Annotated in this window: 25 protein-coding genes and 4 tRNA genes; 23 read left to right on the top strand and 6 right to left on the bottom strand. The window is 73.1% G+C overall.

Going from position 1 to position 25,794, the window contains the following annotated elements:
• Window positions 1-71: 71 nt before the first annotated feature.
• The gene (locus ACU610_RS16830; RefSeq protein ID WP_446768839.1) at window positions 72-1,259 is read left to right on the top strand and encodes a PQQ-dependent sugar dehydrogenase; all 1,188 of its coding nucleotides are present in this window, start codon (window positions 72-74) and stop codon (window positions 1,257-1,259) included.
• Here the strand turns inward: ACU610_RS16830 and ACU610_RS16825 are convergent.
• Window positions 1,246-1,923 carry a pyridoxamine 5'-phosphate oxidase family protein gene (locus ACU610_RS16825; RefSeq protein ID WP_446768838.1) on the bottom strand — a complete coding sequence of 226 codons (678 nt, stop codon included), beginning with the start codon at window positions 1,921-1,923 and terminating at the stop codon, window positions 1,246-1,248. The genes ACU610_RS16830 and ACU610_RS16825 overlap by 14 nt on opposite strands.
• 86 nt (window positions 1,924-2,009) lie before the next feature.
• Here ACU610_RS16825 and pdxR point away from each other — a divergent pair, with 86 nt between their 5' ends.
• Both pdxR and ACU610_RS16815 read left to right on the top strand, forming a co-directional pair.
• Window positions 2,010-3,413, top strand: a complete 1,404-nt coding sequence (gene pdxR / locus ACU610_RS16820; protein ID WP_446768837.1) for a MocR-like pyridoxine biosynthesis transcription factor PdxR — start codon at window positions 2,010-2,012, stop codon at window positions 3,411-3,413.
• A 160-nt stretch (window positions 3,414-3,573) separates the two neighbouring features.
• Window positions 3,574-4,215 carry a hypothetical protein gene (locus tag ACU610_RS16815; RefSeq protein WP_446768836.1) on the top strand — a complete coding sequence of 214 codons (642 nt, stop codon included), beginning with the start codon at window positions 3,574-3,576 and terminating at the stop codon, window positions 4,213-4,215.
• A 136-nt stretch (window positions 4,216-4,351) separates the two neighbouring features.
• Here ACU610_RS16815 and ACU610_RS16810 read toward each other — a convergent pair whose 3' ends face one another.
• Together ACU610_RS16810 and ACU610_RS16805 are read right to left on the bottom strand one after the other, a co-directional pair.
• Window positions 4,352-5,443, bottom strand: coding sequence for a 2-oxoacid:ferredoxin oxidoreductase subunit beta (locus ACU610_RS16810; RefSeq protein ID WP_446768835.1), 1,092 nt, complete (start codon window positions 5,441-5,443; stop codon window positions 4,352-4,354).
• Window positions 5,440-7,368, bottom strand: a complete 1,929-nt coding sequence (locus ACU610_RS16805; protein ID WP_446768834.1) for a 2-oxoacid:acceptor oxidoreductase subunit alpha — start codon at window positions 7,366-7,368, stop codon at window positions 5,440-5,442. Before ACU610_RS16805 ends, ACU610_RS16810 begins: the two co-directional genes overlap by 4 nt.
• Window positions 7,369-7,571: 203 nt before the next feature.
• On the opposite strand from ACU610_RS16805, the gene htpX reads away from it, so the two are divergent.
• From htpX to ACU610_RS16780, 5 genes are all read left to right on the top strand, one after another.
• The gene (gene htpX, locus ACU610_RS16800) at window positions 7,572-8,450 is read left to right on the top strand and encodes a zinc metalloprotease HtpX (protein WP_446768833.1); all 879 of its coding nucleotides are present in this window, start codon (window positions 7,572-7,574) and stop codon (window positions 8,448-8,450) included.
• Window positions 8,451-8,734: 284 nt separating this feature from the next.
• Window positions 8,735-9,523: an MBL fold metallo-hydrolase gene (locus tag ACU610_RS16795; RefSeq protein WP_446768832.1), complete on the top strand. Its 789-nt coding sequence runs from the start codon at window positions 8,735-8,737 to the stop codon at window positions 9,521-9,523.
• 403 nt (window positions 9,524-9,926) lie between these two features.
• Window positions 9,927-10,226: a hypothetical protein gene (locus tag ACU610_RS16790; protein ID WP_446768831.1), complete on the top strand. Its 300-nt coding sequence runs from the start codon at window positions 9,927-9,929 to the stop codon at window positions 10,224-10,226.
• 291 nt (window positions 10,227-10,517) lie between these two features.
• Window positions 10,518-11,405, top strand: a complete 888-nt coding sequence (locus ACU610_RS16785) for a PIG-L family deacetylase (RefSeq protein WP_446768830.1) — start codon at window positions 10,518-10,520, stop codon at window positions 11,403-11,405.
• Window positions 11,406-11,603: 198 nt separating this feature from the next.
• Complete coding sequence (locus ACU610_RS16780; RefSeq protein WP_446768829.1) at window positions 11,604-12,128, top strand: hypothetical protein; 525 nt, start codon at window positions 11,604-11,606, stop codon at window positions 12,126-12,128.
• Between the two features lie 231 nt (window positions 12,129-12,359).
• On the opposite strand, the gene ACU610_RS16775 is transcribed toward ACU610_RS16780, so the two are convergent.
• On the bottom strand, window positions 12,360-12,851 hold the full coding sequence (locus ACU610_RS16775; RefSeq protein WP_446768828.1) for a YajQ family cyclic di-GMP-binding protein: 492 nt from the start codon (window positions 12,849-12,851) through the stop codon (window positions 12,360-12,362).
• 111 nt (window positions 12,852-12,962) lie between these two features.
• Between ACU610_RS16775 and ACU610_RS16770 the strand changes: the two genes are divergently transcribed.
• A tRNA-Tyr gene (locus ACU610_RS16770) sits at window positions 12,963-13,044 on the top strand.
• A gap of 71 nt (window positions 13,045-13,115) precedes the next feature.
• On the opposite strand, the gene ACU610_RS16765 is transcribed toward ACU610_RS16770, so the two are convergent.
• Entirely contained in the window at window positions 13,116-13,547 is a 432-nt protein-coding gene (locus ACU610_RS16765; RefSeq protein WP_446768827.1) for a pilus assembly protein TadG-related protein, read from the bottom strand.
• 729 nt (window positions 13,548-14,276) lie between these two features.
• Here ACU610_RS16765 and ACU610_RS16760 point away from each other — a divergent pair.
• From ACU610_RS16760 to ACU610_RS16730, 7 genes are all read left to right on the top strand, one after another.
• On the top strand, window positions 14,277-16,781 hold the full coding sequence (locus ACU610_RS16760; protein ID WP_446768826.1) for a putative bifunctional diguanylate cyclase/phosphodiesterase: 2,505 nt from the start codon (window positions 14,277-14,279) through the stop codon (window positions 16,779-16,781).
• A 68-nt stretch (window positions 16,782-16,849) separates the two neighbouring features.
• Window positions 16,850-16,922: transfer RNA gene (locus ACU610_RS16755), tRNA-Thr, on the top strand.
• Window positions 16,923-16,982: 60 nt separating this feature from the next.
• Window positions 16,983-17,056, top strand: a tRNA-Met gene (locus ACU610_RS16750).
• 112 nt (window positions 17,057-17,168) lie between these two features.
• Window positions 17,169-17,333: a 50S ribosomal protein L33 gene (gene rpmG / locus ACU610_RS16745; RefSeq protein WP_012950506.1), complete on the top strand. Its 165-nt coding sequence runs from the start codon at window positions 17,169-17,171 to the stop codon at window positions 17,331-17,333.
• Window positions 17,334-17,398: 65 nt separating this feature from the next.
• Entirely contained in the window at window positions 17,399-17,845 is a 447-nt protein-coding gene (locus tag ACU610_RS16740) for an FAS1-like dehydratase domain-containing protein (RefSeq protein ID WP_446768825.1), read from the top strand.
• 52 nt (window positions 17,846-17,897) lie between these two features.
• Window positions 17,898-18,326 carry a MaoC family dehydratase gene (locus tag ACU610_RS16735; protein WP_446768824.1) on the top strand — a complete coding sequence of 143 codons (429 nt, stop codon included), beginning with the start codon at window positions 17,898-17,900 and terminating at the stop codon, window positions 18,324-18,326.
• A 506-nt stretch (window positions 18,327-18,832) separates the two neighbouring features.
• The gene (locus ACU610_RS16730) at window positions 18,833-19,240 is read left to right on the top strand and encodes a hypothetical protein (protein ID WP_446768823.1); all 408 of its coding nucleotides are present in this window, start codon (window positions 18,833-18,835) and stop codon (window positions 19,238-19,240) included.
• Between the two features lie 183 nt (window positions 19,241-19,423).
• On the opposite strand, the gene ACU610_RS16725 is transcribed toward ACU610_RS16730, so the two are convergent.
• Window positions 19,424-20,680 carry a pyridoxal phosphate-dependent aminotransferase gene (locus ACU610_RS16725; protein ID WP_446768822.1) on the bottom strand — a complete coding sequence of 419 codons (1,257 nt, stop codon included), beginning with the start codon at window positions 20,678-20,680 and terminating at the stop codon, window positions 19,424-19,426.
• A 284-nt stretch (window positions 20,681-20,964) separates the two neighbouring features.
• On the opposite strand from ACU610_RS16725, the gene ACU610_RS16720 reads away from it, so the two are divergent.
• The 7 genes from ACU610_RS16720 (at window position 20,965) to rplL (ending at window position 25,573) form a co-directional block, all read left to right on the top strand.
• Window positions 20,965-21,037: transfer RNA gene (locus tag ACU610_RS16720), tRNA-Trp, on the top strand.
• 109 nt (window positions 21,038-21,146) lie between these two features.
• Complete coding sequence (gene secE / locus ACU610_RS16715) at window positions 21,147-21,695, top strand: preprotein translocase subunit SecE (RefSeq protein WP_446768821.1); 549 nt, start codon at window positions 21,147-21,149, stop codon at window positions 21,693-21,695.
• 39 nt (window positions 21,696-21,734) lie between these two features.
• Window positions 21,735-22,637 (top strand): transcription termination/antitermination protein NusG, encoded by a 903-nt coding sequence (nusG, locus tag ACU610_RS16710; protein ID WP_446768820.1) that lies wholly within the window; start codon window positions 21,735-21,737, stop codon window positions 22,635-22,637.
• 88 nt (window positions 22,638-22,725) lie between these two features.
• A complete protein-coding gene (gene rplK, locus ACU610_RS16705) occupies window positions 22,726-23,154 on the top strand; it encodes a 50S ribosomal protein L11 (protein WP_446768819.1) in 429 nt (142 codons plus the stop codon).
• Window positions 23,155-23,384: 230 nt separating this feature from the next.
• Window positions 23,385-24,104 carry a 50S ribosomal protein L1 gene (gene rplA, locus ACU610_RS16700; RefSeq protein WP_446768818.1) on the top strand — a complete coding sequence of 240 codons (720 nt, stop codon included), beginning with the start codon at window positions 23,385-23,387 and terminating at the stop codon, window positions 24,102-24,104.
• Between the two features lie 465 nt (window positions 24,105-24,569).
• On the top strand, window positions 24,570-25,160 hold the full coding sequence (rplJ, locus tag ACU610_RS16695; RefSeq protein ID WP_446768817.1) for a 50S ribosomal protein L10: 591 nt from the start codon (window positions 24,570-24,572) through the stop codon (window positions 25,158-25,160).
• Window positions 25,161-25,177: 17 nt separating this feature from the next.
• Complete coding sequence (gene rplL / locus ACU610_RS16690) at window positions 25,178-25,573, top strand: 50S ribosomal protein L7/L12 (protein WP_446768816.1); 396 nt, start codon at window positions 25,178-25,180, stop codon at window positions 25,571-25,573.
• The last annotated feature ends 221 nt before the right edge of the window (window positions 25,574-25,794 follow it).

Here is a 25,794-nt window from a genome sequence, read left to right as displayed (position 1 = left end):
CCGCCCGACCGAGCGAGTACGTGGTGACGCGAACCAGCTGACTCGGCCGACCGACGGTGCATGCTGTGACCGTGCGCCGCCGTGCACTGATCGGCCTGCTCGCCGTCCTGCCGTTGATGACCTGTTCGGTCGCGCTGCCGGCGGCCGCTGTGGGTCCGGTGACGGTCCCCGGTCCGCACGCGCCGGTGCAGCGAGCCGCACCGGCGCTGGACGTCGAGGTGGTCGTCGACGGCCTGGACCACCCCTGGGACGTCGCCCAGGCCCCGGACGGCACGCTGTTGCTCGACGAGCGGGCCGGTGGCCTGACCGCGGTGCTGCCCGACGGCACCGTTCGGGAGGTCGAGGCCGACTCCGCCGACCTCTTCGTCCTCGCCGAGACCGGGCTGATGGGCCTGGTGCTCGACCCGGCGTTCGAGGGAAACCGGCGCTTCTACACCTGTCAGGGTGCACGCGACGGCGGCGCGGCCGACATCGAGGTGATCGCCTGGACCGTGGATGACCAGTGGCGCACGGCCAGCCGGGTCGCCGATCCGCTGCTCGGCGGCATCCCGGTCAACGAGAGCATCGGCTGGCACAGCGGCTGCCGGCTGCGCTTCGACCCGACCGGCGCCCTGCTGGTCGGTACCGGCGACACCGTGGTGGGCACCACCCCGCAGGACCTGGGTTCCCTCGCGGGCAAGGTGCTGCGGATCGATGCGGCGACCGGGGCGCCGGCTCCCGGCAACCCGTTCACCGGCCGCTCCGGTGCCGACGCCCACCTGTGGACCTACGGGCACCGCAACGTCCAGGGGCTGGCCGTGCGGCCCGGCTCCGAGCAGGTCTACGCCACCGAGCACGGCTCGTTCCGCGACGACGAGGTCACCCTGCTGCGCCCCGGCGGCAACGGTGGCTGGAACCCGGTTGGCAGCGGCGGTTACGACGAGAGCGTGCCGATGACCGACCCGTCGCTGCCCGACGTGATGCTGCCCAGCTGGGCCTCGGGCGACCCCACGATCGCCACCAGCGGATCGACCTTCCTCGTGGGGTCGCACTGGCGCGACTACGAGGGACTGCTCCTCCTCGGCGTCCTCAAGGGCCGGGGCGTGCTCGCCCTCCGGCTGGCCGACGACGGCACCCTGCTCGAGCAGTTCCGGCTGCCCGAGCTGGAGGGCACGTACGGCCGCATCCGCACGGTGCAGCAGGGCGCGGACGGCGCCCTCTACGTCACCACCGACAACGGTGGGGACGCCGACCAGCTGCTGCGGGTCACCCCGCGGTAGCCGTTCCCACCGCCCGGTGCCGGACCCGGGCCGGGACGGGCGTGTCCGCCGGCAACAGCGGGCACGGCTCGGGCTCGCCCACCACGGTGCGCAGCGGGAGGACGCCCGCCCACACCGGCGCGGACAGGTCCCGCTCGTCGTCCCCCGGCGGGCCGGTGCGCACCTTGACGCTGGCCTCGGTCAGGTCCAGGGCGAGCAGCGCGGTGGCGGCGAGCTCCTTGCGGTCGGGCCGTCGGGTGGCGGTCCAGGAGCCCGGGGCCAGGTGCTCGGTGAGGACCTCCAGGCCGAGCAGGTGCTCCTCCGGGTCGGTCACCCGCCGGGCCATGCCGTGGACGACGGCACAGCGGTAGTTGAGGGAGTGGTGGAAGGCCGAGCGGGCGTAGACGACGCCGTCCACGTGGGTGACCGTGAAGCAGACCGGCACGCCCGCGGCCGCTGCCCGCAGGGACGCCGCGCCGGTGGAGCCGTGCAGGTACAGGGTGTCGCCCCGCCGTCCGTAGCCGGTGGGCAGCACGACCGGCGAGCCGTGCAGCACGACGCCGAGGTGCCCCACCAGGCCTGCGTCCAGCACCGCGTACAGCTCCGTGCGGTCGGTCCGCGCCCGCTTCGCTCCTCGGCGGATCGTGCTGCGGGGCGTGGGGGAGAGCGGCGGTGCGGGGTCCATGGCTCCACCGTGCCCGCTCGCGTGGCCTCCTCCCAGGTCCAATACGCTGCCATTCCGGAAGGCCACTGTGCCAGAGGGGGTGCGGCGTGGTCGACGTGCCGCCGGTGGTCCTCGACCGGGCGTCCGGGACGCCGCTGTCGGTCCAGCTGGCCGACGCGCTGCGGACGGCGACGGTGGAGGGCACGCTCCGCCCGGGCGACCGGCTGCCCTCCACGCGTGAGCTCGCCGTCGCCCTCCGGGTCAGCCGCACCGTCACCGCCGCCGCCTACGACCAGCTGCTGGCCGAGGGGTGGGCGGCCGGGCGCCGCGGCGTGGGCACCTTCGTCGTCGGTACGGCGACCGCGGCGCCGGCACGCTCCCCGGTGCCGCCGCCGGCTCCGCGGAGCACGCCGCCGCCGATCGACCTGCGGGCCGGCGCGCCCTGCCTGGAGGTCCTGGACCGCTCGGCCTGGCGGCGGGCGTGGCGCGCGGCCGGGGACGTCCGGCCCGACGTCGGCCCCGAGCCGGCCGCGGACCCGGGCTTCCAGGAGGCCGTGACCGAGCACCTGCTCCGGCACCGCGGCCTCGCCGCTGTGCCCGACGACGTGCTGGCCACGGCGGGCACCTCGGCTGCGGTCGCCGAGCTGGCCCGGCTGCTGCCTGCCGGTAGCCGGGTGGGCGTCGAGGACCCCGGCTACCAGCGCGTGGTCGGCGCGCTCCGGGACGCCGGCGTGACGGTGGTGCCGCTCCCGGTGGACCGCGACGGCCTGGTGGTCGAGGCGGTGCCCTCCGGCCTCGCGGCGGTGTACTGCACGCCCGCGCACCAGTACCCGCTGGGCCGCCGGCTCTCCGCGGCCCGCAGGCAGACCCTCGTCGCCCGCGCCCGCGCCGAGGGCTGGTGGGTGCTGGAGGACGACTACGACGGCGAGCTGCGCTACGACGTCGCGCCGCTGCCGCTGCTGGGCGCGCTCGGGCCGGACGTCACGGTGCACCTCGGCACGAGCAGCAAGATCGTCAGCCCGACGCTGGGGGTGGGCTGGCTGGTCGCCCCGCCGGAGCTGCGCGCCGCGCTCGTCGCACGCCGGACGGCGACCGGCACCCGGCCCGCGCGGGCGGGGCAGCGGGTGTTCGCCGCCCTGGCCGCGAGCGGGGACCTCGCCCGGCACCTGCGCCGGCTCCGGCGCGAGCTCGCGGCCCGGCGCGTGCAGGTGGTGGCGGCGGTGGCCGCCGGCGGGGTACGGGCCGAGGGTGACCCGGCCGGCGCGCACGTCCTCGTGCCGCTGCCCGACCCGGGGGTCGAGGAGGCGGTCGTCGTCGCGGCGGCCGAGCGGGGCGTCGCGGTGGACGGACTCGGGCGCCACCGGACGGGGCCCGGCCCGCACGCGGCCGGACTGGTCCTGGGCTTCGCCGCACCGGCTCGCGCCGATCTCGTGCGGGCCCTGCCGGTGGTGACAGGGGCGCTGCGCGACGCGCGGGCCCGACCGCGTCAGGAGGGGCGCACCGGGCTGTAGGTGGGACGGCCCCCCGGAGTCACGCCTCGCCCGGGATCCGGGATCGATGCGCCTGATTCACCGTGACCTGGTTGTGATCTACCGCCCGTCCCGGAAAGGGTCTCGGCCGTCATTGCACTCGAGGCCGCACGGATGCGGCCCCTGAGAAGGGACGACCCCCATGAACCGTCGACGTCTGCTGCTCGCCCTGCCCGCCGCCACGGCGCTGGTCCTCGCCGGAGGCTCCCCGGCCCTGGCCGGCGGCGACGGGCACTCCGACGACGACACCTGGGCCAAGGTGATCGAGATCGACGACGAGGCCGAGCTCGAAGACGACGGGGACGTGCTCGAGGTCACCTTCGAGTACAAGTGCGAGGAGGAGGACAAGGACTCCGTCACGGCCGACGTGGAGGCCAAGAACGAGGACGAGGACCTCAGCTACTCGAAGGACGAGGAGGACCTCGACTGCGACGGCGACAAGCACGAGATCACCGTCGACCTCGACAGGGACGAGGACTCCGAGAAGGCCGAGGAGGGCGACAAGGTCGACGTGACGGTCACGATCAACGAGAACGGCGACGAGCTCGACTCGAAGACCAGGGAGGACGTCGAGGTCGTCGACGAGGACAACGGCAACGGCAACGGCCACAACGGCAAGGACGACAACGGCAAGGACGACAACGGCAAGGACGACAACGGCAAGGACGACAACGGCAAGGACGACAACGGCAAGGACGACAACGGCAAGGACGACAACGGCAAGGACGACAACGGCAAGGACGACAACGGCGACCACGACGAGCACCACCACGGCGGGCACTGACCCGCGGGACGGCGTGCCGTCCTGATCAGCGGAACGCCGAGGGGCGCCCGGGGACGACGGTCCCCGGACGCCCCTCGTGGCCCCCTGCAGGGTCCCGCCGCGAGCCTGCGAGTGGCGGGGGGCAGGGGGTCCTTTGTCAGGCCGAGACGGTCCAGGTGTCGCCGCCGGCGAGCAGCACGCCCAGGTCCGCCGGCGAGGAGGTGCGGGCCTCCTCGACCTGGTCGGCCATCATCCGGTCGTAGGTCGGCTTCCGCACCGATCGGAAGACGCCCATCGGCGTGTAGCGGAGGTCCTGGCTGGACAGCCGGGACAACGCGAAGGCGTAGGACGGGTCCTCCCGGGTGACGTCGTGCACGACGATGTCGTCGGCGTCCACCTGGTTGGTCTCGGCGATCCGCAGGCCGCCGAACTCGTCGCGGACCACGCACGACCCGCCGTCCTTGCCGAACACCAGCGGCTTGCCGTGCTCCAGCGGGATCGACCACTGCACGCCGGTGGTCGGGTCCTTGAGCAGGTCGAACGCACCGTCGTTGAAGATGTTGCAGTTCTGGTAGATCTCGACCAGCGCGGTCCCCTGGTGCTCCGCGGCCTGCCTCAGCACGTCGGTGAGGCCCTTGCGGTCGGAGTCCATGGCCCGGCCGACGAAGGTGGCCTCCGCGCCCAGCGCCAGCGACACCGGGTTGAACGGGTGGTCCAGCGAGCCCATCGGGGTGGACTTGGTGACCTTGCCGACCTCGCTGGTGGGCGAGTACTGGCCCTTGGTGAGGCCGTAGATCCGGTTGTTGAACAGCAGGATCTTCAGGTTCACGTTCCGGCGCAGCGTGTGGATCAGGTGGTTGCCGCCGATGGACAGCGCATCGCCGTCCCCGGTCACGACCCACACCGACAGGTCCGGGCGGGACGCAGCCAGGCCGGTCGCGATCGCCGGCGCCCGGCCGTGGATCGAGTGCATCCCGTAGGTGTTCATGTAGTACGGGAAGCGCGAGGAGCAGCCGATGCCCGAGACGATGACCATGTCCTCGCGCGCGATGCCGAGGCTGGGCAGGAAGCTCTGGACCGCGTTGAGGATGACGTAGTCACCGCACCCGGGGCACCAGCGCACCTCCTGGTCGGTCTTGAGGTCCTTGGCCTTGAGGTCGGTGCGCTTCTCGCCCTGGGTCTCCAGGGAGCGGGCGATGGCGTCGGCGATCGGACCGTCGGCCGGCATGCCGAGGTCGATGGTGGTCACTGGGTGCCTCCGGTGGAGTCGATGACGTCCTGCACGACCGCGGCGAGCTCGGCGGCCCGGAAGGGCAGCCCGCGCACCTGCGTGTGGCTCTGGACGTCGACGAGGTACTTGGCGCGCAGCAGGAGCGACAGCTGCCCGAGGTTCATCTCCGGGCAGACGACCCGGTCGTAGCGGCGCAGCACCTCGCCGAGGTCGGCCGGGAAGGGGTTGAGGTGGCGCAGGTGGATCTGCGCGACCGAGCGTCCGGAGCTCCGGATCCGCCGGCACGCGGCGCCGATGGGCCCGTAGGTCGAGCCCCAGCCGATGACTGCGACGCGGGCGTTCCCGTCCGGGTCCTCGACGTCGGTGGGCGGGATGCTCGCTGCGATGCCGTCCACCTTGGCCTGGCGCAGCCGGGTCATCAGGTCGTGGTTGGCCGGGTCGTAGGAGATGTTGCCGGTCTTGTCGGCCTTCTCCAGACCGCCGATGCGGTGCTGCATGCCGGCCGTCCCCGGGATGGCCCACGGGCGGGCCAGGGTCTCCGGGTCGCGCAGGTAGGGGAGGAACTCCGGCGTCCCGTCGGCGGTGGTGCCGTTGGGCTCGGTGGCGAACTCCACCGAGAGGTCCGGCAGCTCCTCGACGTCCGGGATCTGCCACGGCTCGGCGCCGTTGGCCAGGTAGCCGTCGGACAGCAGCATGACCGGGGTGCGGTAGGTCAGCGCGATCCGCGCGGCCTCCAACGCGGCGTCGAAGCAGTCGGCGGGGGAGCGCGGTGCGACGACCGGCAGGGGGGCCTCGCCGTTGCGGCCGAACATCGCCTGCAGCAGGTCCGACTGCTCGGTCTTGGTCGGCAGACCCGTCGAGGGGCCGCCGCGCTGCACGTCGACGACGAGCAGCGGCAGCTCGGTCATCACCGCGAGCCCCAGCGCCTCGGACTTCAGCGAGATCCCCGGCCCGGACGTCGTCGTGACGCCGAGCGCGCCGCCGAAGGACGCGCCGATCGCCGAGGCGATGCCGGCGATCTCGTCCTCGGCTTGGAAGGTGCGGACGCCGAAGGCCTTGTGCCGGGACAGCTCGTGGAGGATGTCCGACGCCGGGGTGATCGGGTAGGCGCCGAGGAACACCGGCAGGCCGGAGCGCTGCCCGGCGGCGACGATGCCCAGGGCCAAAGCCTGGTTGCCGGAGATGTTCCGGTAGCGGCCCGGCGCCATCGGGGCGGGCTTGATCTCGTAGGAGACCGCGAAGGCCTCCGTCGTCTCGCCGTAGTTGTAGCCGGCCCGGAAGGCGGCGATGTTGGCCGCGGCGATCTCCGGCTTGCGGCGGAACTGGCGCTCGAGGAAGCGGACGGTGCCCTCGGTGGGCCGGTGGTACATCCAGCTCAGCAGGCCGAGGGTGAACATGTTCTTCGAGCGCTCGGCCTCCTTCTTGCCGAGGCCGGAGTCGGCGAGCGCGTCGAGGGTCATGCTGGTCAGCGGCACGCTGACCAGCTGCCACCCCTTCAGGGAGTCGTCCTCGAGCGGGTTGGTGGCGTAGCCGACCTTGGCCAGGTTCCGCGGGGTGAACTCGTCGGAGTCGACGATCAGCAACCCGCCGCCGGGCAGGTCGGAGAGGTTGGCCTTGAGCGCGGCCGGGTTCATGGCGACCAGCACGTCCGGGGCGTCGCCCGGCGTCATGATGTCGTGGTCGGCGAAGTGCAGCTGGAAGGAGCTGACCCCCGGCAGGGTCCCCGTCGGCGCGCGGATCTCGGCGGGGAAGTTGGGCAGCGTCGACAGGTCGTTGCCGAAGGACGCCGTCTCGCTGGTGAAGCGGTTGCCGGTGAGCTGCATGCCGTCGCCGGAGTCACCGGCGAGTCGGATGACGACGCGGTCGAGCTCGACGACGTCCTTGACGAAGGGCGCCGAGCCCCCCGCAGTGCTGGCGACGACGGACGGGTCTGTCGTGGTCATCAGTGGTGCACCTCCACCGGCCGAGGTTACGTGTCTGCCACACCCAGCGGACCTGTGACGCGGGTGACAGTCGGGACGGCCGGGGACCCCGGCACCTGACAGGCCCAACCCACGCGGGAGTGGGCCCATTCCGTGACCGCGGTCGCACCTCGGAGGGGCGAGCGGCCGGGGAACGGCCTCCCCGGGCGCCGCGTTGGTGGGACGTGCAGCGCTGGAGCAACGGACTCAAGACCGCGGTGCTCCTGGGGCTGATGGGTGGACTCATCCTCGCCGCCGGTGCCCTCGTCGGTGGGCGGGGCGGACTGCTCGTCGCCCTGGTGATCGCCCTGGCGGTCAACGGCTACGCCTACTTCAACTCCGACAAGCTCGCCCTGCGGGCCATGCGGGCGTTCCCGGTGACCGAGACCCAGGCGCCGCAGCTCTACGCCATGGTGCGCGACCTGGCCACCGAGGCCCGGCAGCCGATGCCGCGGCTCTACGTCAGCCCCACCGACCAGCCCAACGCCTTCGCGACCGGTCGCAACCCGCGCAACGCGGCCGTCTGCGTCACCCAGGGGATCCTCGAACTCCTCGACCGCCGGGAGCTGCGCGGCGTCCTCGCCCACGAGCTCTCGCACGTCTACAACCGCGACATCCTGATCAGCTCGGTGGCCGGCGCCATGGCCACGGTGATCACCTACCTGGCGCACATGGCGATGTTCGCCTCGCTGTTCGGCGGGCGGTCGGAGGACGACCGCGGGGGCGGCAACGCCCTCGGCAGCCTGCTGCTGGTGTTCCTGGGTCCGCTGGCCGCGGGCCTGGTGCAGATGGCGGTCAGCCGCAGCCGCGAGTACCAGGCCGACGCCTCCGGCGCGATGCTCTCGCAGGACCCGCTGGCGCTGGCCTCCGCACTGCGCAAGATCGCTTCCGGCGCGGCCGCCCGGCCGCTGCCCCAGGAGGACCGACTGGTGACCCAGAGCCACCTGATGATCGCCAACCCGTTCCGCGGCCAGGGCCTGGCGTCGATGTTCGCCACCCACCCGCCGATGCCCGAGCGCATCGCCCGCCTGGAGCAGATGGCCCGGGAGATCGGCCCCTCCTGACACCGGGGAGGGCTACCGTCCTGTCATGTGCGACGGCGGGAACGCCGGCGGCGTCGCCGCGGCGGTGCCGCGACCCGCGGAGGGCCCGGCGGTCGACCCCATCCGCCTCGAGCCGGTGGACGAGGTGGTCGTCACCACTCTCGTGGACAACAGCTTCGACGCATGGCTGGCCGCCGCGGAGGGGGTCGCGGGCCTCGGGCGCCCTGGGGGACGTCGCGGCGCCCCAGTTCGAGGACGGGCGCACTACCGCGGGCCTGCGGGCCGAGCACGGGTTCTCGGCGCTGGTGACGGTGCGCCGGGGCCCCACCAGGACCACGCTCCTGTTCGACACCGGCGTGTCGCCCGACGGGATGACCGACAACGCCGACCGGCTGGGGATCGACCTCGGGGACGTCCAGGGCGTCGTCCTCAGCCACGGCCACTTCGACCACGCCGGCGGTCTGGCCGGACTGGCCCGGCGGCGCCGCGGAGCCCTGCCCATGACGGCGCACCCGCTCGTCTGGACCCGGCGTCGGGTGGTCGTGCCCGACACCGATGCGTGGTACCTCCCGACGCTGAGCCGACGGGCGCTGGACGCCGAGGGGTTCTCGGTCGTCGAGCGGAGGGAGCCGTCCCTCCTGGTCGACGGATGCGTGCTCGTCACCGGGGAGATCGACCGGGCCACCGAGTACGAGCGCGGCATGCCCCCGCCGCACCAGGCCTGGGACGGCGCGGCCTGGCGGCACGACCCCCTCGTCCTCGACGACCAGGCTCTGGTGGTGCACGTCCGGGGCCGTGGACTGCTCGTGCTGACCGGCTGTGGCCACGCCGGTGCGGTGAACACCGTGCGGCACGCCCTGCGGCTGACCGGCGTCGACCGGCTCGCCGCGCTGATCGGTGGGCTGCACCTGAGCGGCCCGGCCTTCGAGCCGATCATCCCGCCGACGGTCGCTGCCCTCGTCGAGCTGGCCCCCGAGATGCTGGTCCCGGGCCACTGCTCGGGGTGGCGAGCCCAGCACGCGCTCGCGGCCGCGCTGCCGGACGCCTGGGTGTCGAGCAGCTCCGGGTCCCGCTACACGCTGACCGCCGCCTGACCGGCAGCCGCGCGCGGGCGCGGTCCCGGCGTCCCAGCGCGGCCGCCGGTCGACGGTCGGCGTCACGGGCGGCGTGCCGCTCCCCGGCCCGTCGGTCCGCTCACGCGGGGACCGGCATGGCGGGAGCCGGCGGCTGCCGACGACGAGCTGCGCGGCCCTCTGCCGGAGCTCCCCGGGGTGCTTGCTCCGTCGGCCTGATCGGGCACTCCTCCCCGGCTCCCGCCGGATCTGGCGCTCCGCCGACCGGTGTCACGTCGATCGGCGAGGTATCAATGGCAGCCACCCGGCCCTCATGGAGGTGTGGCGGGACTGGCGGCGCCGCTCGTGCGTCCGATCGGCCCACTGCGGGACGCAGCGACGTGTCAGGTCGACGTCGCCATGGACCCGAGTCGGGAGGTGTGGTGTGACCATCATCGCCGAGGGTGTTGCCGCAGAGCAGTCACAGACCGAGTCGGGGGTCGTGCGGCGCTCGATCCAGGTCGAGGAGCCCGCGACCGAGCACTCGGTCATCACCGCAGTGATCTACCTGCTCGGCGCCTGCGCGCTGATCGGGCTGCTCGGCGTCATCGGACTCATCGCCACGAAGGCAGACCCCAGCAACCTGGCGGCGCTGACCGCACTCGTCGGGTCTGCCATCGGTGGGCTGGCGACCACCCGGACCAGTGCGCCCGCGGGCAGCCGGAAGAGTGCGCAGGGCGACTGAAGCGCCGCTCCTCGGCCGGATCGTGGGCCTCGGGCAGCGCAGCGGGTCGTTCGAGGTGGCGGTCGGGTGGGCTGCAGCGCCGATGGCCGCCCACGGACCTGTCGACGATCCGATGCGTCCACGGCCTGCACGCCACCTCCTCGTCCCTCGCCTCGGAGGAGTCGGGGTCATGAAGCCCAGGTGCAGCAGGATCACCGCTCCAGCGGTGGCCGCGCCGGCGCCTTGTCACTCGGCTGCTGCGCTTGCGGCACCAGGGAGCGACGTCGACGGTGCGCGACGCCGGTCCTCACGGTGCTCGGCGCGCTGCTCGCCGTGCTGGTCCCCGTGACCCCCACGGCCGCTGCCACGTGCACGAGCAGTGAGATGTTCGTCGTCGCGCACGAGGACGACGACCTCCTGTTCATCAGCCCGGACCTGCTGCACGCGGCGACGTCCGGGATCTGCGTCACGACGGTGTACGTGACCGCCGGGGACAGGGGTGCCGGCCAGACCTACTGGAGAGGCCGGGAGCAGGGCGAGAACGCCGCCTACGCACAGATGGCCGGCGTCGCCGACACGTGGTCGCAGAGCACCACGAGCGCCAACGGGCACGCGATCACCACGTTCACGCTCACCGGCAACCCGAACGTCCGCCAGGTCTTCCTGCGCCTGCCCGACGGCAACACCGACGGGTCCGGCTTCGGGACCTACGGCAGCCAGAGCCTGCAGAAGCTGTGGAGCGGGTCGATCAGGACCATGCAGCCGGTCGACGAGAGCCCCGGCTACACGCGGCAGGGGCTCATCGACACCCTCGCCGCGCTGATGACGACCCTCCAGCCGTCCGTCGTCCACGCGTTGGACTACGTCGGCGCGCTGGGCGACGGCGACCACAGCGACCATCACGTCAGCGCGTACTTCGCCCGGCAGGCGCACCTCTCGTACACGACGGCCCACACGTTCACCGGCTACGAGGGCTACGGCACCTCGGGGAAGCCCCCGAACGTCTTCGGTGCCGACCTCAGCGCCAAGAAGGCCGCCTTCTACACCTACGGGCGGTACGACTCCGCGGTCTGCGCCTCCGACCAGGACTGCGTGGGTACCGGCTACGCCGCCTGGCTGCCGCGGCAGTACACGGTGGGGTCTGACACCGGGGAGGCAGCCGCGCTCCCGTCGCCGGTACCGGCACGGACCAGGTGGTGACCCGGGCCGGACGGTGCAGATCGACGGGCGGCCGGCTCCGATCCCGAGGGCGCCCGCTGACCTCCCGCTGGATCCAGGCCGAGGCGGCCAGCGACCGCAGGGGCGAGGATCCCCGAGCGCAGCGTCTCCCCCCTCTTCCTCCGTCCGTTGCAGCCCCGCGGCCGGCCCGCGCCGTCGAGCGCGCCCAGGGTGCGCACGATGCTGAGGATCCGGCTCATCGCCGCGGCGGCCTGGACGTCGTGGCCGACGACGCCGCCTCTGACCAGCACCGTGGCGCCGGTCGGCTGCACGAGGACGTCGTCGGCCATCACGATCCCCGCCGCCGAGGAGGTCGGGCGAGCGCTCGACGTCGCTCCGACCTGCTTCCGGCCGTCCATCGCAGCGTGCGCCTCCGCCGGGCTGCGGTCGGGGGAGGCAGCCGGGTTGCGCCTGGAGGACGTCGACTTCCTGCGCCGGACGGTCTCCGCCCGCCACCAGCTGCAGGGTGGGACCAACCCGACCACCGAGCTCGGGGCGACCCAGTTCGGGTCCGAGCGGGTCGTCTACGCCCCCGCCGAGCTGATCGCCGTCCTCGCCGAGCGCGTGCGGCGCACAGGTCTGCTGCGGGGCCACCGGCCGTTCTCCACCGCCGCGCTACCGCTGGACCGGAACTCCGCAGCCCACCAGTGGCGGCAGGTCCGCACGGTCGCCGTGCGGCTCGACGGGTACCCGTGCACGACCTGAGGCACGTCCACGCCAGCGGACTCATCGCGTCCGGCTGCGACGTGGTGACCGTGCAGCGGGCGCTCCTCGGCGACGATCACGCTCGGCGTCTGCTCGCTCCTGTGGCCCACGGCCGAGGAGCGCACGCGCGCCGCAGCCGGCGACCTGATGGCCGCCGCGCTGGGCGCAGGTGCGGACTCCCTGCGGACCGAGACGCTGTGACGACGACCTGACCTGCACCAACAGGTCAGGTCAGCGATAGTTGTCGAACTGCAGGGCGACGTCGAGGTCCTTGCTGCGCAGCAGCTGCTGGACCGCCTGCAGGTCGTCGCGCTTCTTGCCGCTGACCCGCAGCTGGTCGCCCTGGATCTGGGCCTGGATGCCCTTGGGCCCCTCGTCACGGATGATCTTGGCGATCTTCTTGGCCGTGTCGGACTCGATGCCCTGCTTGATGCGGGCCCCGATCTTGTACGACTTCCCGGAGGACTGCGGCTCGCCGGCGTCGAGCGACTTCAGCGAGATGTTCCGCTTGACCAGCTTCTCCTTGAAGACCTCGAGGGCCGCCGAGACCCGCTCCTCGGTGTCGGCCTGCAGCGTGACGCCCTCCTCGCCGGCCCAGGCGATCGTCGCGTTGGTCCCGCGGAAGTCGAAGCGCTGCGAGAGTTCCTTGGCGGCCTGGTTGAGGGCGTTGTCGACCTCCTGGCGGTCGACCTTGCTCACCACGTCGAACGACGAGTCGGCCATGTGTCGCTTGCTCCTTCCGTCCGTCTGCCGGCCACCCGCCACGGGCGGCCCCGCGGGGCCGCTGCCGAGGTCGGTCTCCGGCGTCTTGTACGCTCTCCCGCGTACCACCACGGCGGGTTGCCCGAGTGGCCAATGGGAGCGGACTGTAAATCCGTCGGCTTAGCCTACGAAGGTTCGAATCCTTCACCCGCCACACCCGGTACACGCGGCCCCCGACCCTCCGCAGAGGTCGGGGGCCGCTGCCGTTGGTGGAGAGGGCGCGTCTCAGGGGATGGTCGGGGCGCGGGCGCCGGCGACGGCGGTGCGCTCGAGCGGCTGCCCGCCCAGGAAGAGCCAGCCGAACGCGATCTCGACGTAGCGCGTGCACCGCACGGTGACCTCGACCCCGTCGGTCTCGGTGGACCAGGAGTGCAGCGCCGTCCCGCCGTCGGCCAGCTGGTCGGCCACGGCCGCCTGCGTGCTCGCCCGGGTCAGCGGCAGCGTCGTCCCCACGCCGGTGGCGTAGAGGGCCGCCTCGTCGGTGGCGTTGGCCGCCGCCAGGGCAGCGCCGTCGCAGACCGACTGCACCTGCTGCTGCTCGAGGAACGCGTCGGACGCCGCGATGGCGCCGAAGGCCATGAGGGCGGCGACCAGCCAGCACACCAGGACCAGCGGCAGCGTCGAGCCGCGCTCGGCGTCGTCCCCGTCCCGTCGCACGCGGCGCAGCGTAGGTGGGCCACCCCCCCTGTCCACGAGCTGTGGACAGCGCTGTGGAGGGCTGTGGACCCGATCGGGGGAACCGTGGTCAACCGCATCCGGGGCCTGTGGACCCACCTCGACACGCCGGCAGAGCTCGGTCCCACGCGCCCTTCCTGTCCACCGTCGTCACAGGAGGACGCCCGTGTACCCCCGCCGGGGTACAGACCGTCACAAGGCATAACTCTACGTGACGGCATGACGCCTATTCGTGTCGGGATGATCAACGGTGCTTGCTTCGAACGGGTGACGGGCAGCAATCTCTCAGGCGCGGTCCGTACCCAAACGCTCTGCCCCCGCGCCTGGACGACTGCCCTGAAACGAACAGCAGTCCTTCATGCCTGAGGAGGCGTCATGAGCAACGCTGTGTCTTCCCCCGCCAGCCGCGGTCACAAGTGGAGCCGGGGTCACAAGTGGAGCCGCGGTCACAAGTGGAGCCGGCAGGTGGCCTGACCGCCTGACCCGTCCGCTGCCCGACGCGACGGTCACGTCGTCCCACCTGGCGACCGTCGTGGCGGCGGCGGGGGGACGTGGGGCCTGCGTCGCCTCTCCCTCACCCGTCGGAGGGGGAGGAGTCCTGAGAGCGCCCGGCGGCGTGGTGTCCCGCTGTTAGCCTCGGCCCCGCTCATCTCCCCCCGGCGAATACAGGTGCCAGTGGCTCAACAGGACGCCCCACTGCAGCGCTGGCCAGTGGCCTCGCTGGGACCTGCCGTCATCGGCTGGCTCAGCCTGGTCATCGCTCTGCCGGCGGCGCTGTGGGTCGGGTCGACCGGGTTCTGGTCCGTCAACCCGGTGGTCGTGGTCGTCGTCCTGGCCGGCCTCGTCGTGGCCGAGTGCTACAACCTCCACGTCGAGTTCCGCCGACAGGGTGTGTCCATCTCGGCGACAGAGGTCGTCTTCGTCGTGGCCCTCGTCGAGGTGGGACCGACGTGGACCGCGCTCGCGCGGGCCCTGGCAGTGGGCGTCGTCTGTGTCGCCCAGCGGTTCAGTCCCGCCAAGGTCATCGCCAACACGGCAGTGGCGGTGGTCGAGGTCGCTGTCGCCCTCGCCGTGCTGCAGCTGCTACCGGTCGGAGTCGTGTCCGAGCCCGTCACGTGGCTGTCCTACCTCGTCGCCATCGTCCTCGCGACGCTCGTGGGCGGCGTGCTCATCCGTCTGGCGATCATCGCCACGCAGGGGTACCCCGGCCGGGCGCTGTGGACGAGCCTGCTGCTCGCCACCGCCACGGTCACGCCCATGGCGGTCCTCGTCGGGCTGTCGCTGTTGCTCCTGACGGATGTGACGCCCTGGTCCCTCCTGCTCGTCGCGCCGCTGCTCGTTGGACTGGTCCTCCTGTACCGGAGGTTCGCCGCGGTGGCGCGCGAGGGGGCGGACCTGGAGAAGGTCTACGCGTTCGCCCGCCAGGTGGAGCAGATCGGCCCCGACGAGGACGGCCCCCGACGCCTCGTCGAGGAGATCCGCGAGCTCTTCAACGCCGAGCGGGTCGCCCTCTGGCTGCCGCCTTACCTGGACGAGGAGCCCCGACTGGTCGTGACCTCGGACGACGGCCGGGGCTGGTACGACGGTCCCAGCGACCCGGCTGACCTGTTCCGCCGGCGGGCGACCGAGGGGGCCCACGACGGCCCCGTGCTGGTGTCACTGGGTCGGGCCACGGAGGAGGAGGCCGCAGCGCTCGCGCGCCGCGGCGCCCGCGACCTGCTCGCCGCACCGGTGGCCACCGCGGCCGGGGAACCGGGCTACCTCGAGGTGTGCGACCGGCGCCACGACATCGTCTCCTTCGCCGACGGCGACCGCTCCGCGCTGGACTCGATGCTCACCCACGTCAACGCCGCGATCCGCCAGCAGCAGCTGCTGACCCAGATCCGCTACGACGCCGACCACGACCGGCTCACCGGCCTGCCCAACCGGCAGCGGCTCGCGGCGGAGATCGACCAGCTGCTCGCCGCGGACCCCGTCTCCGGGCGGGCGGGCCTCATCCTCGCCTCGCTGGACAACTACGCCGAGGTCACAGACACGCTCGGCCACGCGGCCAGCGACGAGCTGCTGCTGGTCACCGCCGGCCTGCTCCGCGAGCACGCGCCGCCGCAGGCCCTCCTGGCCCGCATGGAGGGCGAGCAGTTCGCCGTCCTGCTGCCCGGGCTGTCGCTGCCCGCGACCGAGCGGGCCGCGCGCCGGCTGCGCGAGGCGACCTCGACGCGCGCCCGGGTCGCCGGCCTGGACCTCGAGGTGACGCTGACCATCGGCGTCGCCGCCGCCCCCGTGCACGGCGCGGATGCCGGCACGCTCATGCAACGGGCCGACGTCGCCCTGCTCGCCGGCGCCGGCAAGACCGGCGTGGCCAGCTACCACCCGGTGCTCGACCAGCAGAGCCTGCGCCGCCTGCAGCTGGGCACCGAGCTGGAGCAGGCCATGGCCGACGGTGAGATCACCGTCGTCTTCCAGCCGATCATCGACGCCCGCACCTCGGACATCGTCTCGGTCGAGACGCTGGTGCGCTGGGCGCACCCGCGCTACGGGTCGATCGCGCCGGACGAGTTCATCCACCTGGCCGAGCAGATCGGCCGGATCGGCTCACTGACCGACCACGTGCTCGACCTGGCGCTGGCCCGCTGCCGGAGGTGGCTGGACCAGGACATCGCGCTGTCGGTGGCCGTCAACCTCTCGGCCCGCTGCCTGGCCGAGCCGGACCTGGTCGACCGGGTGCGGCGGGCGCTGCGCCGCCACGGCGTCCCCGGCGAGCTGCTGATCCTGGAGCTCACCGAGGGCAGCGTCGTCGACGACTCGGTGCGCAGCGGCACCGTCCTGGCCGACCTGCACGCCCTGGGCCTGCGGCTGTCCATGGACGACTTCGGCACCGGCTACTCCTCGCTGTCCCAGCTGCGCCAGCTGCCCATCGACGAGGTGAAGATCGACAAGTCCTTCGTGCTGGGCATGGCCACCAGCCAGGGGGAGTCGTTCATCGCCCGCTCGATCATCGAGCTGGCGCACAACCTGGGCCTGCGGGTGGTCGCCGAGGGCGTCGAGGACGAGCTGACCCGCAACCTGCTGGCCGAGATGGGCTGCGACAAGCTGCAGGGCTTCCTGGTCAGCCGGCCGCTGCCCGACGAGCGGCTGGAGAGCTGGATCCTGGCCCGCACCGGCGTGCGCTCCGCCGTCCCCGGCACGCCGCACCGGCGCCTGTTCGTGCGCTCCTGAGCGCGCCGGGACCCCCCTGCGACGAACCCCCGGAGGCGTCGGGTACAGTTCTTGACGGCTCGAAGCCCGCCCCTTTAGCTCAGTCGGCAGAGCGTCTCCATGGTAAGGAGAAGGTCTACGGTTCGATTCCGTAAAGGGGCTCTGGAACAACACAGTGGCCGCTCGGCCCGGTCGCCGAGACCGGGCCGCACGGTCACGTCCGGCGGTGTAGCTCAGCCAGGCAGAGCAAGCGGCTCATAATCGCTGTGTCACCGGTTCAAATCCGGTCACCGCTACTCTCGACGGACCCCGCTCACCCGGGGTCCGTCGGCGTGTTGCAGCACCGTGCGGGCACCCGTCCGCGCGTCCCCGGGCCCGGCCCGGTCCCGACAAGGCGAGGAGCGCCCCGTGGCAGCCACCGACATCCGTCCGAAGATCACCCTGGCCTGCCAGGAGTGCAAGAGCCGGAACTACATCACGCGCAAGAACCGGCGGAACGACCCCGACCGGCTCGAGCTGAAGAAGTTCTGCCCCAAGGACCGCAAGCACACGATCCACCGCGAGACCCGCTGACGCGGTCTCCGACCACCGCTGAGACCCGCTGACGCAGCGGTCCACGCGAGAGGGAGGGCGGGAGCATGGCGCTCGATCCGGCACTGGTCGGGCGCAGCTACCCGCCCTCCGCCGTCTACGAGGTCGGCCGGCAGAAGATCGCCGAGTTCGCCGACGCCATCGGTGCGGCCGAGCCGGTGCACCGGGACACCGAGGCCGCCCGCGCGGCCGGGTACCCCGACGTGATCGCCCCGCCCACCTTCGCCATCGCCCTGACGCTCTCGGCCGCCGGCGTCGTCGTCGAGGACCCCGACGTGGCGCTCGACTACAGCCGCGTCGTCCACGGTGAGCAGCGCTTCACCCACCACCGGCCGATCCGCGCCGGTGACCGGCTCGTCGCCACCCCCACCATCGAGGCCGTGCGCAGCGTCGGCGGCAACGACCTGCTCACCACCCGCGTGGACGTCGCCACGGAGGACGGCGAACCGGTCTGCTCGGCCACCTCGATGCTCGTCGCCCGGGGGAGCGCGTGAGCGGCTCCGCAGTCCGGCCGGCTCCGCCCGGCGCGAGCGAACGGAGGGCATGGTGACCGCCACGGTGCGCGCCGCCGACGTCGCCGTCGGCACCGAGCTGCCCGAGCAGACCTACCCCGTCACGCGGGCCGACCTCGTCCGCTACGCGGGCGCCTCCGGGGACTTCAACCCGATCCACTGGAACGAGCGCGTGGCCACCGAGGTCGGCCTCCCCGGCGTGATCGCGCACGGGATGCTGACCATGGCGCTGGCCGCGCGGGCGGTCACCGCCTGGGCCGGCGACCCGGGCGCGCTGGTCGAGTACCACGTGCGGTTCGGCCGGCCGGTCGTCGTCCCCGACGACGGCACCGGCGCGCAGGTGACCGTCCGCGGCAGGGTGGGCGCCCTGGGCCAGGACGGCCGTGCCCGCGTCGACCTGACCGTCACCAGCGGAGGCGAGAAGGTGCTCTCGCTGGCCCGCGCCACCGTCCAGCTGGCGTGAGTGCGCGGCGGCCCCTGCTCGCGCTCGGCGCCGTCCTGCGCCACTGCTGGCGTGGGAGCCCGGTGTCGGCTGGGCTCGCGACCCGTTCGTCGACGTGCCCGGTGAGACCGCGAGGAGCCCCGCCGCCGGCACGACCGTCCGGGTCTCGGCCCCCGAGGCGCTCACCGTGCTGATGACCGGCGACCAGGCCGATCCCTCCGCGCCGCAGGACGGCCGGCGCACCTGGACGTCGGTCGAGCCGGTCGCCCGGGACGTCAGCGTCGCCGTGGGCGGGTTCGACACCGCGAGCACCACCGGCGCGGGCGGGGTCGAGGTGACGACCGGCGTGCTGCCGGGCGCGGACGTCCCGGCCCGCGAGCTCACCGCGTGGACCCTGGCCGCGATCGACGACCTCGAGACCCGCTTCGGTCCGTTCCCGTACGCGACGCTCACCGTGCCGCTGCTGCCGGTCGAGGGCGGCGGCATCGAGTACCCCGCTCGTCCTGCTCGCCGGCGCCGACCGGCGCGTGCTGGTGCACGAGGTCGCGCACATGTGGTCCTACGGGATGGTCGGCGACTCCCACTTCCGCGATCCGCGGCTGGACGAGGCGTTCGCCACCCATGCCGAGTCGGTCGCCTTCCCGGTGTCCGAGGACGCCGTGGCACAGGCGCTGGGCACGCCCGGTGAGGTCGGCGCCGCCATCGACCGGTTCGACAGCGCCGCGGACCACTCCCGCCGCGTGTACCGCACGGGTGGCGCCGCGCTCGTGGCTGCCCGCGAGGCCGCCGGCGCCGAGGCGTTCGACGCCGCGCTGCGCTGCTACGTGAGCGCCAACGCCTGGACGATCGCCACCCCCGACGACGTCTCGCGGGCGCTGGAGGAGCTGCCCGCGGCGCTGGACGTCCTCACCGAGGCGGGCGCCCTCGACGAGTAGGAGGACCCGTCCTCCTCACCGTGGAAGGACCCCGTCCCTCTCACCCCTCGCAGGCTCGGCAGGAGGACCCTCCTACCCCCCGCCACTCGCAGGCTCGCGGCGGGACCCTGCAGGGCCGGCGGTGCCCGGGACGCGGCCGCGGTGAGCCCGATGGAACGAGCCAGCCGGGGACGGGGTCCTCCTTCAGCTCGCCGAGCCGAGGAGTCGCTGCATCCGCGACACGCCCTCGACCAGGTCGTCGTCGCCCAGGGCGTAGGACATCCGCAGGTAGCCCGGCGTGCCGAAGGCCTCACCGGGGACGACGGCGACCTCCGCCTCCTCGAGGACGATCTCGGCCAGCTGCACGCTGTCCTCCGCCGTCCGGCCGGCGATCGGGCGGCCCAGCAGGGCCTTGACCGACGGGTAGACGTAGAACGCGCCGCGCGGCTCGGGGCAGGCCACCCCGGGGATCTCGCGCAGCATCGACACGATCGTGCGCCGCCGTCGGTCGAAGGCCTCCCGCATCGTGGCCGCCGCCGACAGGTCACCGGTCAGCGCGGCGACCGCGGCCGCCTGCGAGACGTTCGCCACGTTCGAGGTGGCGTGCGACTGCAGGTTGGTGGCGGCCTTGACGACGTCGGCCGGTCCGACCACCCAGCCCACCCGCCAGCCGGTCATCGCGTAGGTCTTGGCGACCCCGTTGACGACGACGCAGCGGTCGGCGAGTTCCGGGACGACGACCGGCATCGACGGCGCCGTCGCCCCGTCGTAGGTGAGGTGCTCGTAGATCTCGTCGGTGAGCACCCACAGCCCGTTCTCGTACGCCCAGCGACCGATCTCCTCGACCAGCTCCGGCGGGTACACCGCGCCGGTCGGGTTGGACGGCGAGCAGAACAGCAGCACCTTGGTGCGCGGCGTCCGGGCCGCCTCGAGCTGGGCCACCGACACCAGGTAGCCGCTCTCCTCGTCGGCCACGACCGGCACCGGCACGCCGCCGGCCAGGGCGATCGCCTCGGGGTAGGTGGTCCAGTACGGCGCGGGCAGCAGCACCTCGTCGCCCGGGTCGAGCATCGTGGCGAAGGCCTCGTACACGGCCTGCTTGCCGCCGTTGGTCACCAGCACGTTCGCCGGGGTGACCTGCAGCCCCGAGTCGCGTGCGGTCTTGGCGACGATCGCCTCCTTGAGTGCCGGCAGCCCGCCCGCGGGGGTGTAGCGGTGCATCGCCGGCTGGCGGCAGGCGGCGACGGCGGCCTCCACGATGTAGTCCGGCGTCGGGAAGTCCGGCTCGCCGGCGCCGAAGCCGATCACCGGCTTGCCCGCGGCCTTGAGCGCCTTGGCCTTGGCGTCCACCGCCAGCGTCGCCGACTCGGCGATCGCGGCGATGCGGCGGGAGATGCGCCGGTCGGCGGGCGGCAGCCCGGGGGGCGGTGCAGCGGACTCCGGGGGGGAGACGGCGGTCATGGCCCCATCATGTCGGAGGGCGGTGTGAGTGGCCCCCTCCGATCCCGGCGGCGACCCCGTCGGCGGTCCTCCCCCCGACGCGTCGGCGGTCCTCGCCCGGCACGTTGGTCGGCGTCCTCCGCGGTCCCGTACACTGGCTGTCCTGGGGCTACTGACCCCGCCACCGGCGTGCCCCGGGACCCCTCGCGGGAACGGTGCCGACCGGAGCGGGCCACGCGGTCCCGGGCGGCCCGTCCCGGGTCCCATCCCGAGCGTGCGAAGGGTGGGGCGGGCGGGGTCCTCCAAGGGGTGTAGCTCAATTGGCAGAGCAGCGGTCTCCAAAACCGCAGGCTGCAGGTTCAAGTCCTGTCACCCCTGCCCGTGCCGCCGGCTCCCCGCCGGCGACGTGCACGACCCGTACGACAGCACCACCACCGACCGTCGGCCCCAGGACAACGGCCACCACCAGCGAGGCGAGCGAGGCGCAGTGAGCGACGAGAAGCCGGCACGCGACGGCGACCCCCGCGCCGCCTCCGACGCCGAGCCGACCGACGAGCAGCTCGACCGCGAGGCGCCGGGCGTGGCCGACGCCGCCGAGCTGGCGGCCGCCGAGGCCGAGCTCGCCGCCGAGGCAGAGAGCGACGAGGACAAGGTCGTGGCCGCGCGGCAGACCGGCGCCCGCCGGGGCGGCCGGATCACCGCCGGGGACGACGAGGACGACGAGTCGGCCCCCCGCTCCCGCCGGGCCGCCCGGGAGCGCACGCCGTCGCGCCCCGCCGGCCGGACCGCCGACGGCGGTGCGACCCGGTCGCGGGCCGCCGCCGAGCGCGACCGCGCCGCCGAGGCGCGGCCGCGGCGCAGCATCCGGCGGTTCCTCCGCGAGGTCGTCGCCGAGCTGCGCAAGGTCATCTGGCCGGGTCGTCGCGAGCTGATCACCTACACGACCGTCGTCATCGTCTTCGTGGCCTTCATCGTCGCCCTGGTGGCCGGCCTGGACCTCCTCTTCGCCCAGGGCGTGCTCGCCGTCTTCGGCTGAGCCCACCCGCGCCTGCACCACCGACAAGGAAGAGACACCGTGACCGACCCCCGCCAGCCCTTCGAGACCGACAGCGCCGTCGCGGCCAGCGCCCTCGACGACGCCCGCTTCGACGTGCGCGGCACCGCGGACGTCGAGACCGGCGCCGGCGAGACCGGGGCTGCCGAGGGCTCCGTCGACACCGCCGACCAGGACGCCCTCACCGGCGTGGCCGACGTGGCCCCCGACGTGGAGAGCGGCGACCCCGACAGCCTGACCACCGACCCGCTGGCCGCCCCGGCGGCGTCCTCCGACCTCGACGAGCTCGGCGACCAGACCGAGGACGACGAGGAGGCCGACCCGGCCGAGGCGATGCGCAAGGTGCTGCGCGGCCAGTTCGGCGACTGGTACGTCATCCACTCGTACGCCGGCTACGAGAACAAGGTGAAGACCAACCTGGAGTCGCGCATCCAGTCGCTCGACATGGAGGACTACATCTTCCAGATCGAGGTGCCCACCGAGGAGGTCACCGAGATCAAGAACGGCAAGCGCACCCAGGTCAACCGGAAGAAGCTGCCCGGCTACCTGCTCGTCCGCATGGACCTCAACGACGAGTCCTGGGGCGCGGTGCGCAACACCCCCGGAGTCACCGGCTTCGTCGGGGCGACGTCGCGCCCCTCGCCGCTGAGCATCGACGAGGTCGTGAGCCTGCTCGCCCCCGCGGCCGGCACCCAGACGACGAAGGCGGCCGAGACGACGAGCACCGCCGCCACGGCCGCCCCGACCACCGTCGTCGACTTCGAGGTCGGCGAGTCGGTCACCGTCATGGACGGCCCGTTCGCCACCCTCCCGGCCACGATCAACGAGATCAACGCCGAGCAGCAGAAGCTGCAGGTGCTGGTCTCCATCTTCGGCCGGGAGACGCCGGTCGAGCTGTCGTTCAACCAGGTCCAGAAGTTGTGAGAAGGACCCCGGTGCCCCCCGCCCCTCGCTCCGCTCGGGTCGGGACCCTGCACCGGGGCCGGTTCCATCCCGTCACCAGAAGGAAGTCATGCCCCCCAGGAAGCGGTTGACCGCGGTCATCAAGCTCCAGATCAACGCCGGTGCGGCCACCCCCGCGCCGCCCGTCGGTCCGGCGCTGGGCCAGCACGGCGTCAACATCATGGAGTTCTGCAAGGCCTACAACGCCGCCACGGAGTCGCAGCGCGGCAACGTGATCCCGGTCGAGATCTCGGTCTACGAGGACCGCTCGTTCACCTTCGTCACCAAGACCCCGCCGGCGGCCCGCCTGCTGCTCAAGGCTGCCGGTGTGGAGAAGGGCTCGGGCGAGCCGCACAAGACCAAGGTCGCCACCGTCACGCGTGACCAGGTCCGCGAGATCGCGCAGACCAAGATGCAGGACCTGAACGCCAACTCCCTCGACGAGGCGGAGAAGATCATCGCCGGCACCGCCCGGTCGATGGGCATCACCGTCCAGTAGGAGGACCCCGTCCTCCCCGCCCTCCGCAAGGTCGGGGTGGGACCCGGGACGGGGCCGGAAGCCGCCGGGCCCCGGCGGCGTTGCACCGAGCACCCGCTGCTCCCCGCGCCCGGCAGGTCCGGCTCGGGACCCTGCAACGGGGCCGTTCGAACACAGCGATCGTGGGAGGGCCGCGCCAGGCCCGCGCACCACACGACTCCCGGCCGAGGCGCCGGGGGAGAGGAACCACCATGGCGAAGCACGGCAAGAAGTACCGCGAGGTCGCGGCGAAGGTCGACCGCGAGAACCTCTACACCCCGCTGCAGGCGGCCTCCCTGGCCAAGGAGACGTCGCCCACGGCCTACGACGCCACCGTCGAGGTGGCCATGCGCCTGGGCGTCGACCCGCGCAAGGCCGACCAGATGGTCCGCGGCACGGTGAACCTGCCGCACGGCACCGGCAAGACCGCCCGCGTCATCGTCTTCGCGACCGGTGACAAGGCTGCCGAGGCCGAGGCCGCCGGCGCGGACGTCGTCGGCTCGGACGACCTGATCGAGCGCATCCAGGGCGGCTTCCTGGACTTCGACGCCGCGATCGCCACCCCCGACCAGATGGCCAAGGTCGGCCGGATCGCGCGCATCCTCGGCCCGCGTGGCCTGATGCCGAACCCGAAGACCGGCACGGTGACCCCCGACGTCACCAAGGCGGTCAACGACATCAAGGGCGGGAAGATCAACTTCCGCGTCGACAAGCAGGCCAACCTGCACCTGGTGATCGGCAAGGCCTCGTTCGACGAGACCAAGCTGGTGGAGAACTACGCCGCGGCCCTCGACGAGGTGCTGCGCGCCAAGCCGGCCGCCGCCAAGGGCCGGTACCTGAAGAAGGTCACCATCTCCACCACCATGGGCCCGGGCATCCCGGTCGACCCGAACCGCACCCGCAACCTGACGGTGGACGAGCCCACCGCCTGAAAGAGGACCCCCTCGCCCCCCTCCGCTCGCTGACGCTCGCGGTGGGGCCCTGCGAGGGGCCACCCGCCGAGGTCCCGGGGCCCCGTCGCGCACCGCGCGGCGGGGCCTCCGTCGTCCTCGGGACCCGGCTGGCGGCGACGTCGGCGATGCCGCACGCTCCGGGGACCCGGGCGTGCGAGATCGCCGGTCCCGCCGGGTGAGGACGGCGACAACGGGCAACCCTGCCCTGTGGCGTATGCTTGTCGCGTTCCCCCCACGACCGCTGGTCGTCGCACGTCCGCGTGCGATCGAAGGTCCCGGACTCCGGGCGGCCCGCGCAGGAGGACGGTCCGATCGGCGCGGCACCGTGTGCCCGCGTTCTTCGCCCCGTGCGCCTGCGCCGGGGCGTTCCTCGTCTCCGGGTCCGGTTGATCGCCCGCCATCGTGCACCGGCCGGTGGTCGGCCCGACAGACGAGAGGAGGCCCATGCCCACGCAGGCGAAGGCCGCGGTGATCGACGAGATCACCGAGCGGTTCCAGTCGTCCAGCGCGGCGGTGCTCACCGAGTACCGCGGGCTGACCGTGGCCCAGCTGACCCAGCTGCGCCGTTCCCTCGGTGAGGGCAGCAGCTACGCCGTCGTCAAGAACACCCTGACGAAGCGGGCCGCGGAGCAGGTCGGCCACGCCGACCTGGCGCCGCTGCTCAACGGCCCGACCGCGATCGCCTTCATCGAGGGCGACCCGGTGAACGCGGCCAAGGCCATCCGTGACTTCGCGCGCACCAACCCGCTGCTCGTCGTCAAGGGCGGCGTGGTCGAGGGCCGCACGGTCGGCGCCGCCGAGGTCACCGCCCTCGCCGACGTCGAGCCGCGCGAGGTCCTGCTGGCCAAGCTGGCCGGCGCGATGATGGGCAACCTCAGCAAGGCCGCGGGCCTGTTCCAGGCCCCGCTGTCCCAGGTCGCCCGGCTGGCCGCCGCGCTGCAGGAGAAGAAGCCCGCCGAGGGCACCGACTCCGCTGCTGCTGACACCACCACCGACACCGCTGACGCCGCGGACGCTGCGGCCAGCACCGACTGACCCCAGAAGGAGAGATCATGGCCAAGCTGTCCACCGCGGAGCTGCTCGACGCGTTCAAGGAGATGACGCTGCTCGAGCTGTCCGACTTCGTGAAGCAGTTCGAGGAGACCTTCGAGGTCACCGCCGCTGCTCCGGTCGCCGTCGCGGCCGCCCCGGCAGCCGGCGGGGCCGGCGACGGTGCTGCCCCCGCCGCCGAGGAACAGGACGAGTTCGACGTCATCCTCGAGAGCGCCGGTGACAAGAAGATCCAGGTCATCAAGGAGGTGCGCGGCCTGACCTCGCTCGGCCTCAAGGAGGCCAAGGACCTGGTCGACGGCGCGCCGAAGCCGGTCCTGGAGAAGGTCGACAAGGACGCCGCCGACAAGGCCAGGGCCGCTCTCGAGGGCGCCGGCGCCACCGTCACCGTCAAGTGACCCCCCACCCGGCGGTCCCGACCGCCGGGTGAGGCACCACCTCGCACGACCCGCAGGGGCCGTCCTCCACCCGGAGGGCGGCCCCTGCGTCGTCCGTCCGGGTGGACGACGCGCCCGTGGCCCGGGCGGGCGGGAGCCGCGACCACGCACGACGACAGCGCCGGCGTGGGCCCGCGGCAGGTGGACGCCCGCGTCGGCCAGCAGCGACGCGCCGGCGCGGC

The organism is Geodermatophilus sp. URMC 61, assembly GCF_052931555.1.
The sequence above is the reverse complement of the archived record's forward strand: the minus strand, read 5'-3'. Positions and strand labels throughout refer to the sequence as shown.